This is a genomic window from Thiomicrorhabdus sp. ZW0627 (assembly GCF_029767005.1).
Classification (GTDB): Bacteria; Pseudomonadota; Gammaproteobacteria; order Thiomicrospirales; family Thiomicrospiraceae; genus Thiomicrorhabdus.
In genome coordinates this window covers 173,766-189,797 of sequence record NZ_JARUQR010000004.1, presented here as the reverse complement: position 1 = coordinate 189,797, position 16,032 = coordinate 173,766, and the positions used below count along the sequence as shown (strand labels likewise).

Genomic DNA, 16,032 nt, shown 5'->3' with positions numbered 1-16,032 from the left:
TTGAAAAGCCCGAATTTGTTCATAGAATGCGGGCTTTTTGTTTTTACGGAATCAGAGTTTTCGTCCGATTTCCCTTAAGGTTGATTCCACGCCTTTTCTGCCGGCCAGATGGTGGTTGTGTGCAACTTCCTGCCAACTGTGTTTCTTCAGTATCTTGTCACACCAGATCGCCTGTTCCAGTTTGGAGACTTTGGCCAATCGCATGGGTGAGCGAATGCTCCATTCCCAAAGTTGCGCACTGATGGCTTCATAGCTGCGTTTTTCATCCACAAAACAGCGTAATGCCTCTTCCAGTTGCGGTTGTTGGGTTTTAAAGCGGAAAGTTTGAAGGGCGCACAGAATCATCGGTGCGGAGAAGAACGGCAGCGATTCCATCAGCGTATGTGGGAATTGTGCCTGAAAGTTGCGTTGAATCTGGGCGATGGCCTGTTGTGCCATAGATGAAATCGCCAGAGCGACGACCAGATTATAGCTGCCACTGGCTTTGTCGCGTTTCACTCCGACGTGCACAGGGCGGTAATTCTGATGAAACCAGAATGGCAGCAACTCTTCGCTGGCGCCGAAACTGCTGCTTAAGTAATCCACGCGCTCCAGCTGGGCTTTGGCTTTAAGTTCCGCTAAGAGTCTTTTTCCGATGCCTTGTCGCTGAAACTGAGGGTGGACGGCGATGCGCATAATCCGCCAGGTCGACAGCATTAGGAAATTGGGTTGGGCGTAGTTTTTGACCAGCAGTTGAGGAACCAAGTGGCCGTGCACTCGATGGTGGTTCGGCATGATTTTGCCTTCTTCGACACAGAGTGCGACGCCGATGACTTGCTGTTTGTAGACGGCCGTGACGATTTTCAGGTTCGGCGCGCTGAGCAGCTGTTGCAGATCGTTTGGCGAGGTCTGGTAATGCGCTTGTACGAGAAGGCTAAAAACGGCATGCAGATGCTCCGAGTCTCGCGACAGGGAAGCGGCTGAGTGTGATTGGAGCTCCAGAGCATCGGCTTGGTATGAGGTGGTCGCTTCCTGGGAAACTTCCTCAGTTTCAGGAGACACTGGGTTGAGCAGTAGGGCTTGGTTGATTGCTTGTTCCAACGGATCGTTTTCAGCCCAACGTATCGGTTGGCTGAGATGGAGATTCTTCCAGTCCGGTGTCAGGGTGTTCAAGGTCTGTTTGAAGCGTAGCTCGAATCCTCTCCCTGAACCTTCGTAGCCATGCAAGGTGGTGGCAAACACCATACGATGATGGCGTTGAAGCAACTGGGTCAGCAATGGCGTGGGAAGATGGGCGGCTTCGTCCACCATGAATACGTCGGCCGAGGTCGGTTGCAAAACCAACTGATCCGGTGCGATGAATTCGAAGGTCTTGCTTTCGCCTTGATAGTCGAAGCAGACTAATCCAGCCTGTTGAGAGGTTAACTGGGCTTTCGGATAGCGGGTTTTGATCTGGTTTACCGCTTGTTCGAAAGCGACGCGCGCCTGGTCAAGCCGGCTGGCCGTTAGAACGATGTGTTGTTTGCCTTTGATTAAACATTCAACGGCGGCAATACCGAGCAGGCTGCTTTTTCCCCGGCCTCGGTCGGCACTGATAACTAGAGGTCGCTTGCGGTGTCCGAAAGCGACCGAGTCGATGGCTTCGATCGCCTGTTTCTGGTCTGTGGTCGGTAAATGGGCTACAGGAGCCTTATTGCCTTTTTCAAGCAGCTGACAGACCTCGGTTAGCGTATCTTGTTCTGGGGAGGCCTGGTGGCACCATACCACTTGGTCATTTTGTCCGTTTTGCCACTGGCGAATCAGGTGCTCGTTGAAATAGGGGGTGGCCTGGTCGATTGTGTAAGGGCTGCTCAGGAAGCGGGCATTTTCAGGGTTTGGCAATGTACGCCACTGCTCAAGATCGGGCGCAAGCAGTACCAGCAATCCACCTGCGCGAATCACTCCTGAGACAATCCCCAATGTGTTGGCGCTGAAGCCTTCTCTCAGGTTGATGATGGCGCCGTCGGCTTCCTGTCCAAGATAATAAGGCAATCGCTTGCCGGGAATCGTTTCCAGTCGGTAGCCTTCGGTTGCTTCAGCTTCGTCTTCGCCAATCCACAATACCCGTTCGTCCGGTTTCCACAGTTTTTCGAGTTGACGAAGCTGCCAGTCGGGTTGTCCGCTTAAAATCACTAAACAGCGATGTTGATGGGTTTTCAGCAATGAACGTAGGTTGGACAAAGAGGGTGAATTCATGAATTATCGAGCCAATCGGTTAAAGGTTTCGGTTTGCCTAGGAAATAGCCTTGGCCGTAAGTGATGCCGATGCGCGTGAGTTCAAGCACATCCTGTTCGGTTTCCACATATTCCGCCACGGTTTCCTGATTTCGCAGAGCGCTGATTTCCTGAATATAACGGATGACTGCTTTATCGGAAGGATCCTTATGCATGTCCTTGACGAAACTGCCGTCAATTTTGATGACATCGAACGGTAGGCTTTTCAGATACTCGAAAGAGGACATGCCGGTACCGAAATCATCCAGAGCCAAGCCGATACCGATATTTTTCAGCCATTCGATAAAGGTTTTAGCCTGATTGAAATTTCCTACGGCTGACGTCTCCGTCAATTCCAAATCGAGTTTGTACCAAGGGAAGTTGAAGTTTTGAACCGCTTTTTTGACGCGAGCCTGAAAATCCGGGTGATTGAGAGATGAACCGGCCAGGTTGATGTGAACCGAGTGCAGCTGGTTCAGGTGTTCCGGATGTTCTGTTACTTGAGTGAGGTATTGCCATAATACAAAACCGTCGATTTCCGCCATCAATTGATAGCGTTCTGCAGTCGGCAGAAAGCTGTCCGGCGGAATCAAATTGTTTTCACCGTCCCACAGACGCAACAGAATTTCGTAACTGAACTGCTCGCTTTGCTTCTGTAACGGTACGATAGCTTGGGCATAAAGCTGAAAGCGCGATGGTCCGTCTGCAAGCGCCTCTTTGATATAGGCGGCGGTGATGACCTCTTGGTTGCGTCTCGATGAGAGGTCGTCTTCCGGATGGAACAGGTAGAGTTTATTTCGACCTGAGGCTTTCGCGGCGTAAAGCGCATTGCTGGATGCTTTGAACAGTTCTTCGATGGTGTAGGCGAACGGCTGGAAGACGACCACACCGACCGAGGCAGAAACCGAGAAGGCCTGTCCTTGCCATGAGAAGCGGAAATCACTTAGACCCTTCAAGTATTGCCGTGCGAATTCCAACCCTTGGGCTTCATGGGTGTTACGTAAAAGAATGTAGAAGTCGTCACCGTCGGTTCTGGCCATCAAGGCGTTTTCAGGAAGGCCGTTTTGACATTCGAGCGCAATCATTTTCAGCAACTCGTCTCCCGCTTCATAGCTGGCGGTGTCGTTAATCAGTTTGAATTGGTCCAGATCAATGTGGATCAGAACATGCGTGTTGTCGTTAGAATCTTTAAGAGCTTCCCCTAGCTGACTTTCCAGATAGTAACGGTTGTAGAGTCCTGTTAGCAGGTCATGTTCCGATTGGTAACGCATTTGTTGCGTGGTATCGGAAATCTGCGACATCATCTGGTTGAACCCATCGAAGAGCGATTTGATCTCGTTTTTAGACTGGGTTTCCAATACCGGGTAACGGTTTTGCGTCGGTTCGCTTTCTTTCATTGCCTGTGCCAACGTTTCAAATGGCTTCGAATAGCGGCGGCTCAGCCAGAGCGTTAGAAAGAAACCGATTAAAAGTTCGAGAGGAAAAGCGATGATTAGATAGGTCAAATGCTGGTTGAGCTGGGTGGTCAAGTCTTGCATGTCCACGATGTAAATGGCATCACCGAAACGATGTTCGTCAATGATGAGAGGGTGTTTGACGTATAAATCTTCGCCTTCGAAACGTGGCTCCGGCGTGGCCTTCTCAATCAGTCGGTTGTATTTATCACGGTGTTTGCGGGCGTATTCAAAAATGGCCTTTTTATTTTCATCATAGAGAATGACCTGGTCGACGGATTCGAATTGTGAGAGTCGGAAAGAGAGATCGGAATACACATCGGTCTGATCGCTGATGACTGCCTTGAGCATGTCGTGGCTCATGGCTTTGTTCAGCGTCTGAGACAGTTCGATAGCCAGTTCTTTTCGCTCTTTCTGGTCAAGAAAATAGGCTAAAGAAAGGGTGATGATCGTAATGCCGAGTAGCATTAAAGAGGTCAACAAAAACAGTTGCGTGCGGATGCTGAGTGATCGCCACATTCCAAAAAAGCCTTTTATTTAGTCGTTGAATTATTTTTCAATTGGCAGTGTAAAGTCATTGCCCCATTCTTTCCATGAGGCATCGTAGTTAGCTACCTTGTACCCCAATTCCCTCAATGCCAGGTAATTCGTTGCGGAAATTCGTCCAATGGCGCAGTAAAGAATTATCTTATTTTCTTTAGGAATGGTGGTGTAAAGCTTATTTAATTCCTCTGGTGATTTCAGACTGTTGACCTGATTGTTTTGTGTCAGGTTGTGTGAGGCCGGTATGTTAATTGCCGAAGGAATATGGCCAAAGCGCTTGGCGGAGGAGACGAGTCCTTTGTAGGCATCGCTAGGCCGTGCGTCGATAATGACTTGGTTCGGGGTTTTTGTCGCGATTAATGTCGTTAATTTGGTTGCGAGTCGATCATGATTGATTGCAGGGATGTAGTCGCTTTTTTTGGTTTTGGGTACATCAGCGTTGACGGGGTAGTTTTGGTTAATCCAGGCGTCGTACCCTTGATCCAGTACTTTGATATTGGTTAAGCCATAGACTTCTAAGGTCCAGAACAGTCTGGCCGCGTTGGCCATTTTTCCTTCATCATAAATCACCAAGGGGGTGTCAATATTGATTCCGAGAGATTGTAAAACCGCCTGTATGCGGGCTGGTTGAACGATACGCCCATCGGTTTGTTTGTCGTTGTAGCTCCAGGCTTCGGGAAAATTCAGGGCGCCAGGGATATGGTCTTGCTGATAATCTTCGGGAGAGCGGCTGTCCAAAATGACCAGGCCTGTCGAATTTAATTTTTGGTGCAGTTGTTCGACTGAGAGGCGTAGCTGTTGCCCGGCGGAAGCGGATAGGCTAAAGCAGAAAAGTAATGATGCCAAGCATGCCTGTCTTTGCCAAGATAGTCTTCGTCGTGCCATATCCGCCCCTCTAGCTTATAGATTTTATCGCTAATTGAATGACCTTGTTTTTTATAGTTTTATTGCATTCATACCGACAATAATGGCGCCTTGATCGATGCCTTGTCAAGCCTTGTCGGGTTATCTTTCGGCCTTGATTCATTTGCTTGTACCGGGAGAGTAATTGGATTGCCTGATTTTTACCCGATCTGAGACGATGGCAAAGGAATTAGCGAACTTTTGAGCAATAAGCCATATAATTTCCCCTAAACACCAACACTAAGAACAAAACTGAAGCCTTTTTAAAATGCATACTCCGAAACTGAGCATAGCCCAAGTTGAATGGACCGAAGAAAATGTCCCGTTTTCGGAACAGTTTGACGATTTTTATTTTTCGACGGACGACGGCCTGCAAGAGGTTGAGTATGTGTTCCTTCGCCATAATTTTTTAGAGCAGCGTTTTTCTGAATTGAAACCTAACGGGTGGTTTCGGATTGCCGAAACCGGGTTCGGTTCCGGGTTGAATTTTTTGTCTGTGGCAAAGTTGTGGTTTGAAACGGCGCCGGACTATGCCCAGCTGCATTTCATCTCGTTTGAAAAATATCCGTTATCCTTTGCCGATTTGGAGCGTGCCCATCAGTCTTATTCTTCTTTGGATGGGTGGTCGAAAGAATTGAGGGAGAATTATCCGTTGCTTTTGCCGGGTTGGCACGATGTCTGGCTGTTTGATGGTCGAATTCGTCTGACCTTATGGTTTGGGGATGTTCTCGCCGGGCTTCCCGAGTTTGATGCTTCCGAAGGATCGAAAGTCGACGCTTGGCTGTTGGACGGGTTTACCCCGGCTAAAAACCCAAAGATGTGGCAGCCATCACTCTATCAACAGATGGCTCGGCTCAGTCATTCCGAAACGACGTTTGCGACTTTTACGGCCGCGGGCGATGTGCGCCGGGGATTGCAGAAAGCGGGATTTGAGGTCGATAAAGACGTTGGATTCGGGAAAAAGCGCGAGATGTGTTTCGGCCGTTTGGCCCAGCAACGGCCATTCAGCTCAAAAGCGCCTTGGTTCAGCCGGCCCGAACCGTTGACGACGGTTCATGCAATTGTGGTTGGCGCAGGACTGGCAGGCGCTAGTGTCGCTTATAAACTTGCTGAAGCAGGCTGGAAGGTGACGGTCTTGGAAGAACAAGCACAGCCGGCCACCCAGGCCTCCGGAAACTGGGCGGGGGCGGTGCACCCTTTGGTGACGGCGGACTGGAACTTGCGTAGCCAATGGTATTTGCAGGGCTTTGAAGCAACGTTGCGGACTTTGTTGCCTTGGTTGCATAATGGCGAGATCACGGGGGATCTGACCGGCCTGGTACAATTGGCCGTGACGGAGGTCGGCACGAAACGGGTTGAAGAGGCATTCGAAAGAGTGGGGTTGCCTTCGGAGTTTGTCGAACAACTGACTTTGGCCCAGACGCAGGAAAAGGTCGGAGGCCCGGTTTCCGTACCGGGATTGTTTTTCCCTCAGGGCGGGTGGGTGAATCCGCCGTCCGTTGTCCGCCGTTGTTTACAACATCCTAATATTGAAGTTTGCTATGAACAGGCGGTAGAGGACTTTCAGCAAGAAGATGGAGGCTGGAAAGTCACGACGGGAGATAAAGTTTACCGGGGAGAGAGTTTGGTTGTCGCGACGGGTTCGTTGAATAGCCGGTTGAATGAACGTTTGGGGTTGCCTATCCGTCCGGTTAAAGGCCAGGTCACCCATTTAGAAGCGGATCAGCAGAATTGGTCTTTACAGTGTGCTTTGACGCATGAAGGCTACTCTGCACCCGGTGAGGCGGGCAAGGCGGTGACGGGGGCGACTTTTGAAGCGCCCGATATGAGTGAAGAGCTTTCTCAGGAAGGGCATCAGGCTAATCTCAAACAAGCCGCCAAAGCATTGCCGGATTGGCTTGATGTCGGTGCTGAAGAGGTCGGCGGAAGGATTGCTTTCCGGCCGACAACTCCCGATCATCTGCCAATTATCGGACCGGTTGCGGATCCCCAGTGGTTACAACAGGCTTATTTGTCGCAGTCTCATACTCATGCAGTTTATCGTTATCCTGTGCAGAAATATCTGACAGGCCTGTTTGTTTCCAACGGGCATGGTCCGAGAGGGTTGATGTCGGTTTTTCTGGCGGCCGAGAGTATTGTTGCCGACCTACAGGGTAAGCCATTAGTGCAGCCTTTATCTTTGTATCAGGCCAGTCATCCGGCCAGATTTGTGATTCGACGGTGGCGTAGCGGCCATTATCATGTTAAAACAACGAGTGAATAATTAAGTAGAACTCGGTATGATTAGTAACTACCCATATTTTGACTGAGGTTATTGTTGTGAGAATGAAAAGAGCAAAGGGTGTCTCTTCATCGGTTTTTTTGACGTTATCCGCTGCTGCCGCTATGTTTTTATCCGGATTGGCGTGGACATCTCCGTCTTATGCTGAGGATGTCGCCGAAACGTCAGTGCAGGCGTCGCAGGATGAAAATTTTCTCTATGAAAGCATTGAAGTCAATGTTGGTTCGGATAAACAAGCGGCTTTGGAGACGGCGCAACAACAGATTCGCGAAGCCTTCAAGAAAGCCTTTATCCGACCGTATGAGCCTGATCGCAGCCAACCCGTTTTAGAGCGGGCAATTCGTCAAGAGGTTGTTAGTCAGCTGCCGGAGGTGACGTTGCCTGACGTGGCGTTCGAACAGACGCAGGCGGCCGTGAATGAAATGGAAGGAAAAGTATTCCTTCAAGGGCGAATTTCGAAAGCGGCCGCGGCCCAGGAGATGGCATTACGGATGGCGGAAATTGAAGCCAAGCTCAGTCAGTTGCGCCATATGGGAGACAAGAACTCGCGTCTTAAGCAGCTTAAGTTGTTGTTGCCGAATCTGCCTCTGATTGAAGAGTATGCGCGTTTGGCAGCAAATTTAACGACAATAGGCATCACTCTGGAAACGGACAAGACTCCGATGGCAGTCCTTTTAGATCGTAAGATTACGATCCTGTTCAATGAGTTTTTACTGATGCTGGATGACAGTATTCCGGAAGCGGTGGTGTACGAAGCGGAGTTTGCGGATGCACTTGAGCAACAAGGGTTGCTGATCAGCGCGAAACAGCCGGATCTGATTTTAAAGTACAATATTGAAACCACGGGTGAATATTCCGAAGATAAGCAGTTGGGGTTGGCTGCGGAAGTTGATCTTCAGGACAAAAACCAGGAATCTTTCGTCACTTACAGTGCCGATATGGAAGTCGGTAAAACTTTGACGCCTGAGATTCAGTACAATGCGCTACAATTGTTCGCTAAAGGCGTTTTCGAAGCGCTGAAGAGCCGTTTGTTGCAGACGGTTTATGAAAAAGATAATCAGCCATCAGATTAAAGACGGATCTATGTTCGGGAAAATCACTTTTATCCTTATCGTTGTCATCTTCATTGTTCTCGCCATTATGTTTGACTGGTTCGGAAGCCGAGAATTGGCGAAGCAAGGCGTTGATAAGGCCCAGGTTGCCGTAGAGCACCTTGAATCGACAGGCGATAAGGTCAGTGACGTTATCGAGTCCATCAATGAAAAAGAAGGAAAATAAATTAATGCGCACCAAATCCACTCTCAAAGCCGCTCTGTTATCCGTTTGTACTTTATTGATAACACCTGTCCATGCCGATTCCGTGGGGTTGGATCTGGCGGTTTCGGATGAAACGGCTAACTTTGGTATCTTTACCCAATCGCAGTCACCGGTTGATTCCAGCCGTTATGCCGCGCATTATTTCTACAATGAACCGGGTGACCGAGTGTATTCGGTATCGGCAGATGTACAACGTAAGGGAATGGCGGGTAATCCGAATTTAGAGCTGGGCTTGAAAGGCAAGGGATTTTACTTCACTCAGGATAGCTTTAATTTGGATGGTTTCGGTTTAATGCTAGGGGTGGTAGGCCGCTATTGGTTGCCGACCCAGTCGCCTGCATCGGTTTCGGTTGAAGCTTTGTATGCACCTGAAATCGTTACTTCAGGTGATGCCAATTCGATGACGGAAATGTCCGTTCGCGCTGATCTGCATATTTTGCCGAACGTGGTTGGTTTCGTCGGTTTCCGCTATTTGGTGGGTGATTTGAAGGCCGATTCTAATTACGAATTCGACAAGAACGCCCATATCGGTGTCGAAGTTAGCTTGAATTAATGCCGGTAAGCCGGAAGCTTTCCGGTTCTGAATCCCAGCGTTCGATTGCTTTAGCGATTTAAGATAGGGATTCTAAGCACGAATGTTTGTCTTCGGAGCGGGAGGTTGAAATGCAGCAAACGCCTAAGATCGGATTGATTATCATCGGTGATGAAATTCTGTCCGGAAAACGACAGGACAAGCATCTTTCTCAGGCAAATGCGTTGCTGAAACCGCGTGGATTGGCTTTGAGTTGGGTCCGAATTCTCGGAGACGAGCCTCACTTATTGACCGAGACGTTGAAGCAGAGTTTCGATTCTGGAGACCTCGTCTTCTGTTTTGGCGGCATCGGAGCCACGCCGGATGACCGTACTCGCCAATGTGCCGCTAAGGCCTTAGAACTTCCTTTGGCGGCCCATCCGGAAGCGGTCAAGGAGATCGAAGCCCAATTCGGGGAGGAGGCTTACCCTCAACGTATCCGAATGGCTGAATACCCCCAAGGGGCGGAGATCATTCCGAATTTCTATAACCGGGTTCCCGGATTTTCTATTAAACATCACCATTTTATGCCAGGGTTTCCCATGATGGCGAAGCCCATGATGGAGTGGGTTCTAATGACGCATTACGATCAGTTGGTGGGTACACCGACCGTCGAGAGGGCCATTCGTCTTCTGAATGGCCAAGAGTCGGAGTGGGTTGAATTCATGCAACAGTTTGAAGAGCGTTTTCCTAATTTGAGGTTGTTTAGTCTGCCCAAGATTGACGAGAACGATAGGCGCTCGATTGAATTGGGTGTCGAAGGTGTTGCGGAAGAAGCCGAGGTGGGGCTTGAGGTGTTAATTGAAGAGGCTGGTCGTCGTTCCCATGAATGGGAATTGGTTTAGCCGCTTGTCCCAATAGCCGTCACCTTGCTCTGCGTATGAATTTTAATAAGGTCAGTTTTGCAAAATAGTAACCAAAACCATGTGGATGTGTTGATTATCGGCGCCGGTGCTGCCGGATTGATGTGTGCGGCGACAGCCGGTTATCAGGGGAAGCGGGTGCTGGTCATCGACCATGCCCCTAAAGCGGCCGCGAAAATACGCATATCCGGGGGTGGTAAATGCAATTTCACGAATTTGGATGTTTCTCCTGAAAATTACATCTGTCGTAATCCTCATTTCGTTAAGTCGGCGTTATCGCGCTATCCTTCAACCGCATTTGTGGAATTAGTGGATCGTCACGGTCTTGAATATGAAGAGCGTGAATTGGGTAAGCTGTTCTGTCTGAATCGTGCCTCAGATTTGATTCAAATTTTGCGAACCGAGTGCGATTGGGCAGGTGTTGAATTCATGTTGAATACGCCCGTAAGCAAGGTGGCGAGCATTGATGGCGGTTATGAGGTACAGATTAAGGATGGAAGCATCCACTGCAACAAACTCGTGGTGGCAACCGGTGCCTTGTCTTTTCCTAAACTCAAGGCAAGCGGTTTTGGTTACCGGTTGGCTGAACAGTTCGGTTTGAATGTGATTCCGCAAGCGCCGGGACTGGTGCCCTTGGTGTTTTCCGGCAAATGGCAGCAGCGTTTTTCAAGTTTGAGCGGCCTGTCGATGGATGTCGAGGTGGCTGCAAACGGCCGGCGGTTTTCGGAAGCGATGCTGTTTACCCATAATGGTTTAAGTGGTCCGGGTATCTTGCAGGCTTCGAACTATTGGCAGGCCGGTCAACCAATTGAAATTAATCTGCTGCCGAAGCAGGATGTGTATGCGGAACTGCTGGCATTGAAGGGGTCCGGCAAGTCTTTGCCTAAATGGTTGAACCAGTTTTGGCCTAAACGTTTTACTCAGATGTGGCTGGAACTGTTTCCGATGGAATCGGTTTTGTCCAATCAGTCGAACGAGAGTCTGCAGTCTTATGCGGAACAATTAACCAATTGGCAGCTCTATCCGGAAGCGACGGCCGGCTACGATAAGGCGGAAGTTACTTTGGGAGGTGTCGACACCGACGAAGTGTCTTCTAAAACCTTTGAGGCCAAAAAACAGCCGGGATTGTATTTCATCGGTGAGGTTTTGGATGTGACAGGGCAACTTGGCGGATACAACTTTCAGTGGGCCTGGGCATCGGGAGTGGCCTGCGGTTTGTCTCTCTAGGCTGGGCTGATGTTCGGTGGTTAAAGCGTTATAATGACCTGAAACTTTTATTGAGCAAAGGCTGTCTTATGAATTTATTGAATTTAGATCCGAAAACCCGTGAACCGTTCTCGAAAACAGTGCAGACTTTGATCCAAAAGCACAAGATTGACCCTAAAGAAATTTTTCTGAATGTACTTGAAAGCCAGGAAGCGCCGGAAATGAATTACTGGATGGCAATGGTGTTGGTACAAGAGCACTTCGTTTCACCTCAGATGGAAGTGGGTACGGATGCGGCAGGCGAGGTGGTCAAGCCGTTGCAGGCAGCCTGCTTGTTGCAGAACGTCGGGATGGCGGCCGCCTTGTTGGAGCTGGATGCTTTCAGCGGCTCTGTCACCGATCGGGATTTTCAATTGTGCGCACGTATCGCCTCCCAGCATGAAGATCAGGCGGTCTTGGGCTTATTAATGAAGTACGCTCAGGAAAAAGATCTACTGGAACCATTCATGAGGGCTTTGCAGGGTTCTACTTTACAGTGATTTTATTGATAGTTAAATGCTATCAAAAGAATTTAAACAATCAATTTTACTAATCATAGCGTCTCCCATAAACTAGCCTCCAAGTCACTTGTATGACGAAAGAGTTAAATTCATTAGAAGAGGTGTTCAAAATGGCATTAGAAAATAGAGAAGGTCAAAAGGTACCGGCAGTTACATTCCGCACGCGTCAGAACGATGAGTGGGTCAATGTAACAACGGATGAGTTGTTTGCAGGTAAAACCGTAATCGTATTTGCACTTCCTGGTGCGTTTACTCCGACATGTTCGTCGAGCCATTTACCACGCTACAATGAATTGGCGCGCGTGTTCAAACAGAATGGTGTAGACGATATCATCTGCCTATCTGTTAACGATACGTTTGTTATGAACGCATGGGCTGAAGATCAGGAAGCCGAGAACGTCACCTTGATTCCGGATGGTAATGGTGAGTTTTCGGATGGCATGGGAATGTTGGTCGATAAGACGGACCTAGGTTTCGGAATGCGCTCATGGCGTTATTCGATGCTGGTAAAAGACGGTGTTATCGACAAGATGTTCATCGAGCCGAACGTTCCAGGTGACCCATTTGAAGTTTCCGATGCCGACACCATGTTGGATTACATCAACCCGGAAGCAAAACCACCTAAGGTTGCGACCATCTTTACCAAGCCGGGCTGCCCTTTCTGTAAAAAGGCTAAGGAACTGCTTGATGAGAAAGGTATCTCTTATGAAGAGATCACGATCTCCAACCATGGCCCGAGCTCGAAAACTTTGCGTGCGGTCGCTTCTGCGAGCACAGTACCTCAAGTATTCATAGAAGGTGAGCTTATCGGTGGTTCGGACGATCTAGAAGTCTTTTTGTCAAAATAAATAAGTTTAAGAGCGACCGTTAACCGGTCGCTTAGACTGATGACAAGATAAATGCAAAAGGGTCTTTGAGGAGGTTGCTCCTTGAGTACAGGCCCTTTTCTGTTTGGGGCGTCGTTAGATAAAGGAAAAATGATGAAGTACGATTATGATTTGATTGCCATCGGAGCAGGAAGCGGCGGACTTTCGGTTGCCGAACGTGCAGCGGAATACGGTAAGAAATGTGCGGTCGTCGAGGCTAAAAAGCTCGGCGGTACATGCGTGAATATCGGGTGTGTTCCAAAAAAAGTAATGTGGTTTGGGGCTCATATAGCCGAAGCACTTCGCGACGCGCCGGATTTTGGGTTTCACGTGGAACAAAACGGATTTGATTGGAGTGCCCTGGTAGAGAAGCGGGAGCAGTACATCAATAATATTACTACCTGGTATGGCGGTTATATGTCCGATAAGGGAGTGGATGTGTTGCAAGGCTGGGGAAGTTTTGTCGATAACCACACCGTAGAGGTGGATGGAAAACAGTACACTGCGGAAACCATCGTGATCGCACCGGGCGGAACTCCTTCAATTCCGCAGGAAACCGAAAATGCCGATTTGGGAATTACATCGGACGGTTTCTTTCAGCTAACCGAACAGCCTAAGAAGGTGGCAGTGATTGGAAGTGGTTACATTGCCGTGGAATTGGCAGGCGTCTTCCAGGCATTAGGTTCCGAGACGACTTTAGTGAGCCGTAAGGATCTTGTGCTTCGTGGGTTTGACGATATGATCCGTGAAACACTGACGGATGCCATGTTGGAGAGTGGCTGTAAAAAAGAATATCACTTCGCTGTGAAAAAACTAGAGCGTGCTGAAGACGGAACAATAACGGTATACAGTACAGACGGGCAAGAGATTGCTGGGTTCGATCAGGTGGTTTGGGCCGTCGGTAGGCAAACTTTGATCGAGCCTCTTAAGCTTGAGAATATCGGTTTGCAGGCAAATGGATATGGTTTTATTGACGTTGACGACGAACATCGTACGGCGGTTGATAATGTCTTTGCCATTGGAGACGTGACCGGGCAACCACAGTTAACACCGGTTGCGATTCGCGCAGGACGTTACTTGGCGGAGCGTTTATATAATAACAAACCGCATTTGAAGTTAGATTTGAGTTCGGTTCCAACAGTAATCTTCTCGCATCCGCCGGTAGGTACGGTTGGTCTGGCCGAACACGATGCCCGTAAGCAGTACGGCCATGACAATATTAAGGTCTATACATCCGAGTTCACGCCGATGCGCTATGCTTTTACAAAGCATCAGATCAAGACGGCATTGAAGCTGGTTGTTGCAGGACCTGAAGAGAAGGTTGTCGGCATTCACATTGTTGGTGATGGTGCGGATGAAATGCTTCAGGGGTTTGCCGTTGCCGTGCAGATGGGGGCAACTAAGGCTGATTTGGATGCGACCATTGCGATTCACCCGTCCAGTGCGGAAGAGTTGGTGACAATGCGTTAATAATAAAACGTTAAAAAGTGGGTTGTAGAAGGTCTGCTTTAAACAAAAAAAAGCCCGGTTTGATCCGGGCTTTTTTATTTAGTCATTTGTAGCCCGCTCAGGATTGGGCTGAAACATAATCAAGCTAAAATGAGCTTGGATAGTTTGGGTCGTGGGATTTGATCGTTCCCAATGTCGTGTACATGTCAGCCAGTTTTTTGAGCAGCTGTCGGTATTCAAATGTTACTTTTTGAAGTTTGGCGCCTATGACATGTTCGTCTTCGTCCTGATGGGAGCGGACAACCTCAATCGGTAGTCTGAATGAAATCATTTGGTCGTCGATGTCGACATCGAATACTAGCTCAACCAGGTTGCCTGCTTGAAGCTCTACGGCACATAGAAAACCGATTCCGCTGGCTGAGAAGTTAATAATGGTTGTGTATATCTGTTTATCATCTTGCATTAGGATGGAGGCTTTGTGTGCGGGGTAGCGCTCATCCATTCGTTTGTCTTTAAAAACAGAATTCATATCAGTACCTTAATTAGGTTGGCTCCTGCAAAAAAGTTTAAATCACTATAGCAGAAATGCTACTAAATAATATAAGCAATATAACTTATTCGTTATATGGGCATATCATTATGTTCTGATTAATTTAAACCCTTGAATTATGCCGCAGCAAGTTTTTCATAAAGAGAAAGATAGGCCTGGGTCGGGAAATCAAGTTTGACACCAATATGGGTATTCTCTTGAAGCGGTATGCAGTGTTTGACTTCAGCCTTGAATTGAAACGATTTCAATCCACCTGCCCCCGGAATGTCGAAATGAATTTCTATACGCTCCTGAACATTTAGAGGAATGTCCGACAGTAAACCGATTCCATGCATGGAAAAGTCCGTCATCACGGCATAAATACTTTGGTTGCCGATCAGCAACAATACCGGACGGTTGGAGGGGATGCGTTTCGCAAAACGTTTTTCGACAACCTGAGACATGAAATTACCTCGATTAACATGGGTATTGAATTTCATTATAGCGAGTGGTGAAGGCTCGGGGGGCAGGTTTATCATGAATGATTTTTTCGACCTATAAAGTGGAGTTATAGCCATTTTTTTAATAGGGTCTGCTGCGTTATAATCGAACATTCTATAGAAAGGTTAAAGATAGGACAGGTTTATGGCAATTCGAAGTTATCAGGGCATCTTGCCGGTTATGGGATTCACGAGCTGGGTGGATGAGTCTGCTGTTGTGATCGGTAAATGCACGCTTGGCGAACAGGTGAGTGTGTGGCCCAATGCGACATTGCGTGGCGACGTAAATGATATCGTGATTGGTGACCGATCTAATATCCAGGACGGTTGTGTGGTTCACACGACACACGAAAGTGCCGTATCCAAAGGATCGAAATGCATTGTCGGTAAGGATGTGACGGTTGGGCACAATGCTGTCCTGCACGGTTGCATCATTGAGGACGAGTGCCTGATTGGTATGGGTGCCGTGGTATTGGACAATGCCGTAGTGAAAAAGCATGTGTTGGTTGGCGCGAACAGTCTGGTGCCGCCCGGTAAGGTGCTTGAAAGCGGGTATCTTTATGTTGGTTCGCCGGTAAAGCAGGCCAGAGCTTTGACTGAAGAGGAGTTGGCGTTTTTTAAATATTCCGCCGAGCATTACGTCAAGCTGAAACAGCAATATCAGAGTGAAGATGCTTATGATGAAGAGGAATAAGGTTTAATTATCACCAAATTCCAATCACAACAAACCCAACAGGCCTGTTGGGTTTTTTATTGTG

General features: G+C 48.4%; 15 protein-coding genes. 10 read left to right on the top strand and 5 right to left on the bottom strand.

The genetic code is table 11. From position 1 onward, the window contains the following. Positions 1-51: 51 nt before the first annotated feature. The 3 genes from QCB45_RS09570 to QCB45_RS09560 are packed head-to-tail and all read right to left on the bottom strand — an operon-like array spanning position 52 to position 5,114. Positions 52-2,214, bottom strand: a complete 2,163-nt coding sequence (locus tag QCB45_RS09570) for a GNAT family N-acetyltransferase (RefSeq protein WP_279420748.1) — start codon at positions 2,212-2,214, stop codon at positions 52-54. Further along, positions 2,211-4,205 carry an EAL domain-containing protein gene (locus QCB45_RS09565; protein ID WP_279420747.1) on the bottom strand — a complete coding sequence of 665 codons (1,995 nt, stop codon included), beginning with the start codon at positions 4,203-4,205 and terminating at the stop codon, positions 2,211-2,213. Before QCB45_RS09565 ends, QCB45_RS09570 begins: the two co-directional genes overlap by 4 nt. Before the next feature lie 30 nt (positions 4,206-4,235). Next, complete coding sequence (locus QCB45_RS09560; RefSeq protein ID WP_279420746.1) at positions 4,236-5,114, bottom strand: sulfurtransferase; 879 nt, start codon at positions 5,112-5,114, stop codon at positions 4,236-4,238. A 286-nt stretch (positions 5,115-5,400) separates the two neighbouring features. Here QCB45_RS09560 and mnmC point away from each other — a divergent pair, with 286 nt between their 5' ends. From mnmC to gorA, 9 genes are all read left to right on the top strand, one after another. After that, positions 5,401-7,395 carry a bifunctional tRNA (5-methylaminomethyl-2-thiouridine)(34)-methyltransferase MnmD/FAD-dependent 5-carboxymethylaminomethyl-2-thiouridine(34) oxidoreductase MnmC gene (gene mnmC, locus QCB45_RS09555; protein ID WP_279420745.1) on the top strand — a complete coding sequence of 665 codons (1,995 nt, stop codon included), beginning with the start codon at positions 5,401-5,403 and terminating at the stop codon, positions 7,393-7,395. Between the two features lie 62 nt (positions 7,396-7,457). Continuing rightward, complete coding sequence (locus QCB45_RS09550) at positions 7,458-8,486, top strand: hypothetical protein (RefSeq protein WP_279420744.1); 1,029 nt, start codon at positions 7,458-7,460, stop codon at positions 8,484-8,486. After that, a complete protein-coding gene (locus tag QCB45_RS09545; RefSeq protein WP_279420743.1) occupies positions 8,458-8,691 on the top strand; it encodes a hypothetical protein in 234 nt (77 codons plus the stop codon). Before QCB45_RS09550 ends, QCB45_RS09545 begins: the two co-directional genes overlap by 29 nt. 4 nt (positions 8,692-8,695) lie before the next feature. Continuing rightward, positions 8,696-9,283 (top strand): YfaZ family outer membrane protein, encoded by a 588-nt coding sequence (locus tag QCB45_RS09540; RefSeq protein ID WP_279420742.1) that lies wholly within the window; start codon positions 8,696-8,698, stop codon positions 9,281-9,283. Between the two features lie 110 nt (positions 9,284-9,393). Continuing rightward, positions 9,394-10,146, top strand: a complete 753-nt coding sequence (locus QCB45_RS09535; RefSeq protein WP_279420741.1) for a competence/damage-inducible protein A — start codon at positions 9,394-9,396, stop codon at positions 10,144-10,146. A 57-nt stretch (positions 10,147-10,203) separates the two neighbouring features. Beyond that, positions 10,204-11,391 (top strand): NAD(P)/FAD-dependent oxidoreductase, encoded by a 1,188-nt coding sequence (locus QCB45_RS09530; RefSeq protein ID WP_279420740.1) that lies wholly within the window; start codon positions 10,204-10,206, stop codon positions 11,389-11,391. Positions 11,392-11,459: 68 nt separating this feature from the next. Next, complete coding sequence (locus QCB45_RS09525) at positions 11,460-11,909, top strand: hypothetical protein (protein ID WP_279420739.1); 450 nt, start codon at positions 11,460-11,462, stop codon at positions 11,907-11,909. 131 nt (positions 11,910-12,040) lie between these two features. Beyond that, positions 12,041-12,778: a glutathione peroxidase gene (locus QCB45_RS09520; RefSeq protein ID WP_279420738.1), complete on the top strand. Its 738-nt coding sequence runs from the start codon at positions 12,041-12,043 to the stop codon at positions 12,776-12,778. A 132-nt stretch (positions 12,779-12,910) separates the two neighbouring features. After that, positions 12,911-14,266: a glutathione-disulfide reductase gene (gorA, locus tag QCB45_RS09515; RefSeq protein WP_279420737.1), complete on the top strand. Its 1,356-nt coding sequence runs from the start codon at positions 12,911-12,913 to the stop codon at positions 14,264-14,266. A gap of 124 nt (positions 14,267-14,390) precedes the next feature. Here gorA and QCB45_RS09510 read toward each other — a convergent pair whose 3' ends face one another. After that, the gene (locus tag QCB45_RS09510) at positions 14,391-14,774 is read right to left on the bottom strand and encodes a PilZ domain-containing protein (protein ID WP_279420736.1); all 384 of its coding nucleotides are present in this window, start codon (positions 14,772-14,774) and stop codon (positions 14,391-14,393) included. Between the two features lie 137 nt (positions 14,775-14,911). Continuing rightward, positions 14,912-15,238, bottom strand: coding sequence for a PilZ domain-containing protein (locus tag QCB45_RS09505; protein ID WP_279420735.1), 327 nt, complete (start codon positions 15,236-15,238; stop codon positions 14,912-14,914). Positions 15,239-15,419: 181 nt separating this feature from the next. Between QCB45_RS09505 and QCB45_RS09500 the strand changes: the two genes are divergently transcribed. Continuing rightward, positions 15,420-15,968, top strand: a complete 549-nt coding sequence (locus QCB45_RS09500; RefSeq protein WP_279420734.1) for a gamma carbonic anhydrase family protein — start codon at positions 15,420-15,422, stop codon at positions 15,966-15,968. The last annotated feature ends 64 nt before the right edge of the window (positions 15,969-16,032 follow it).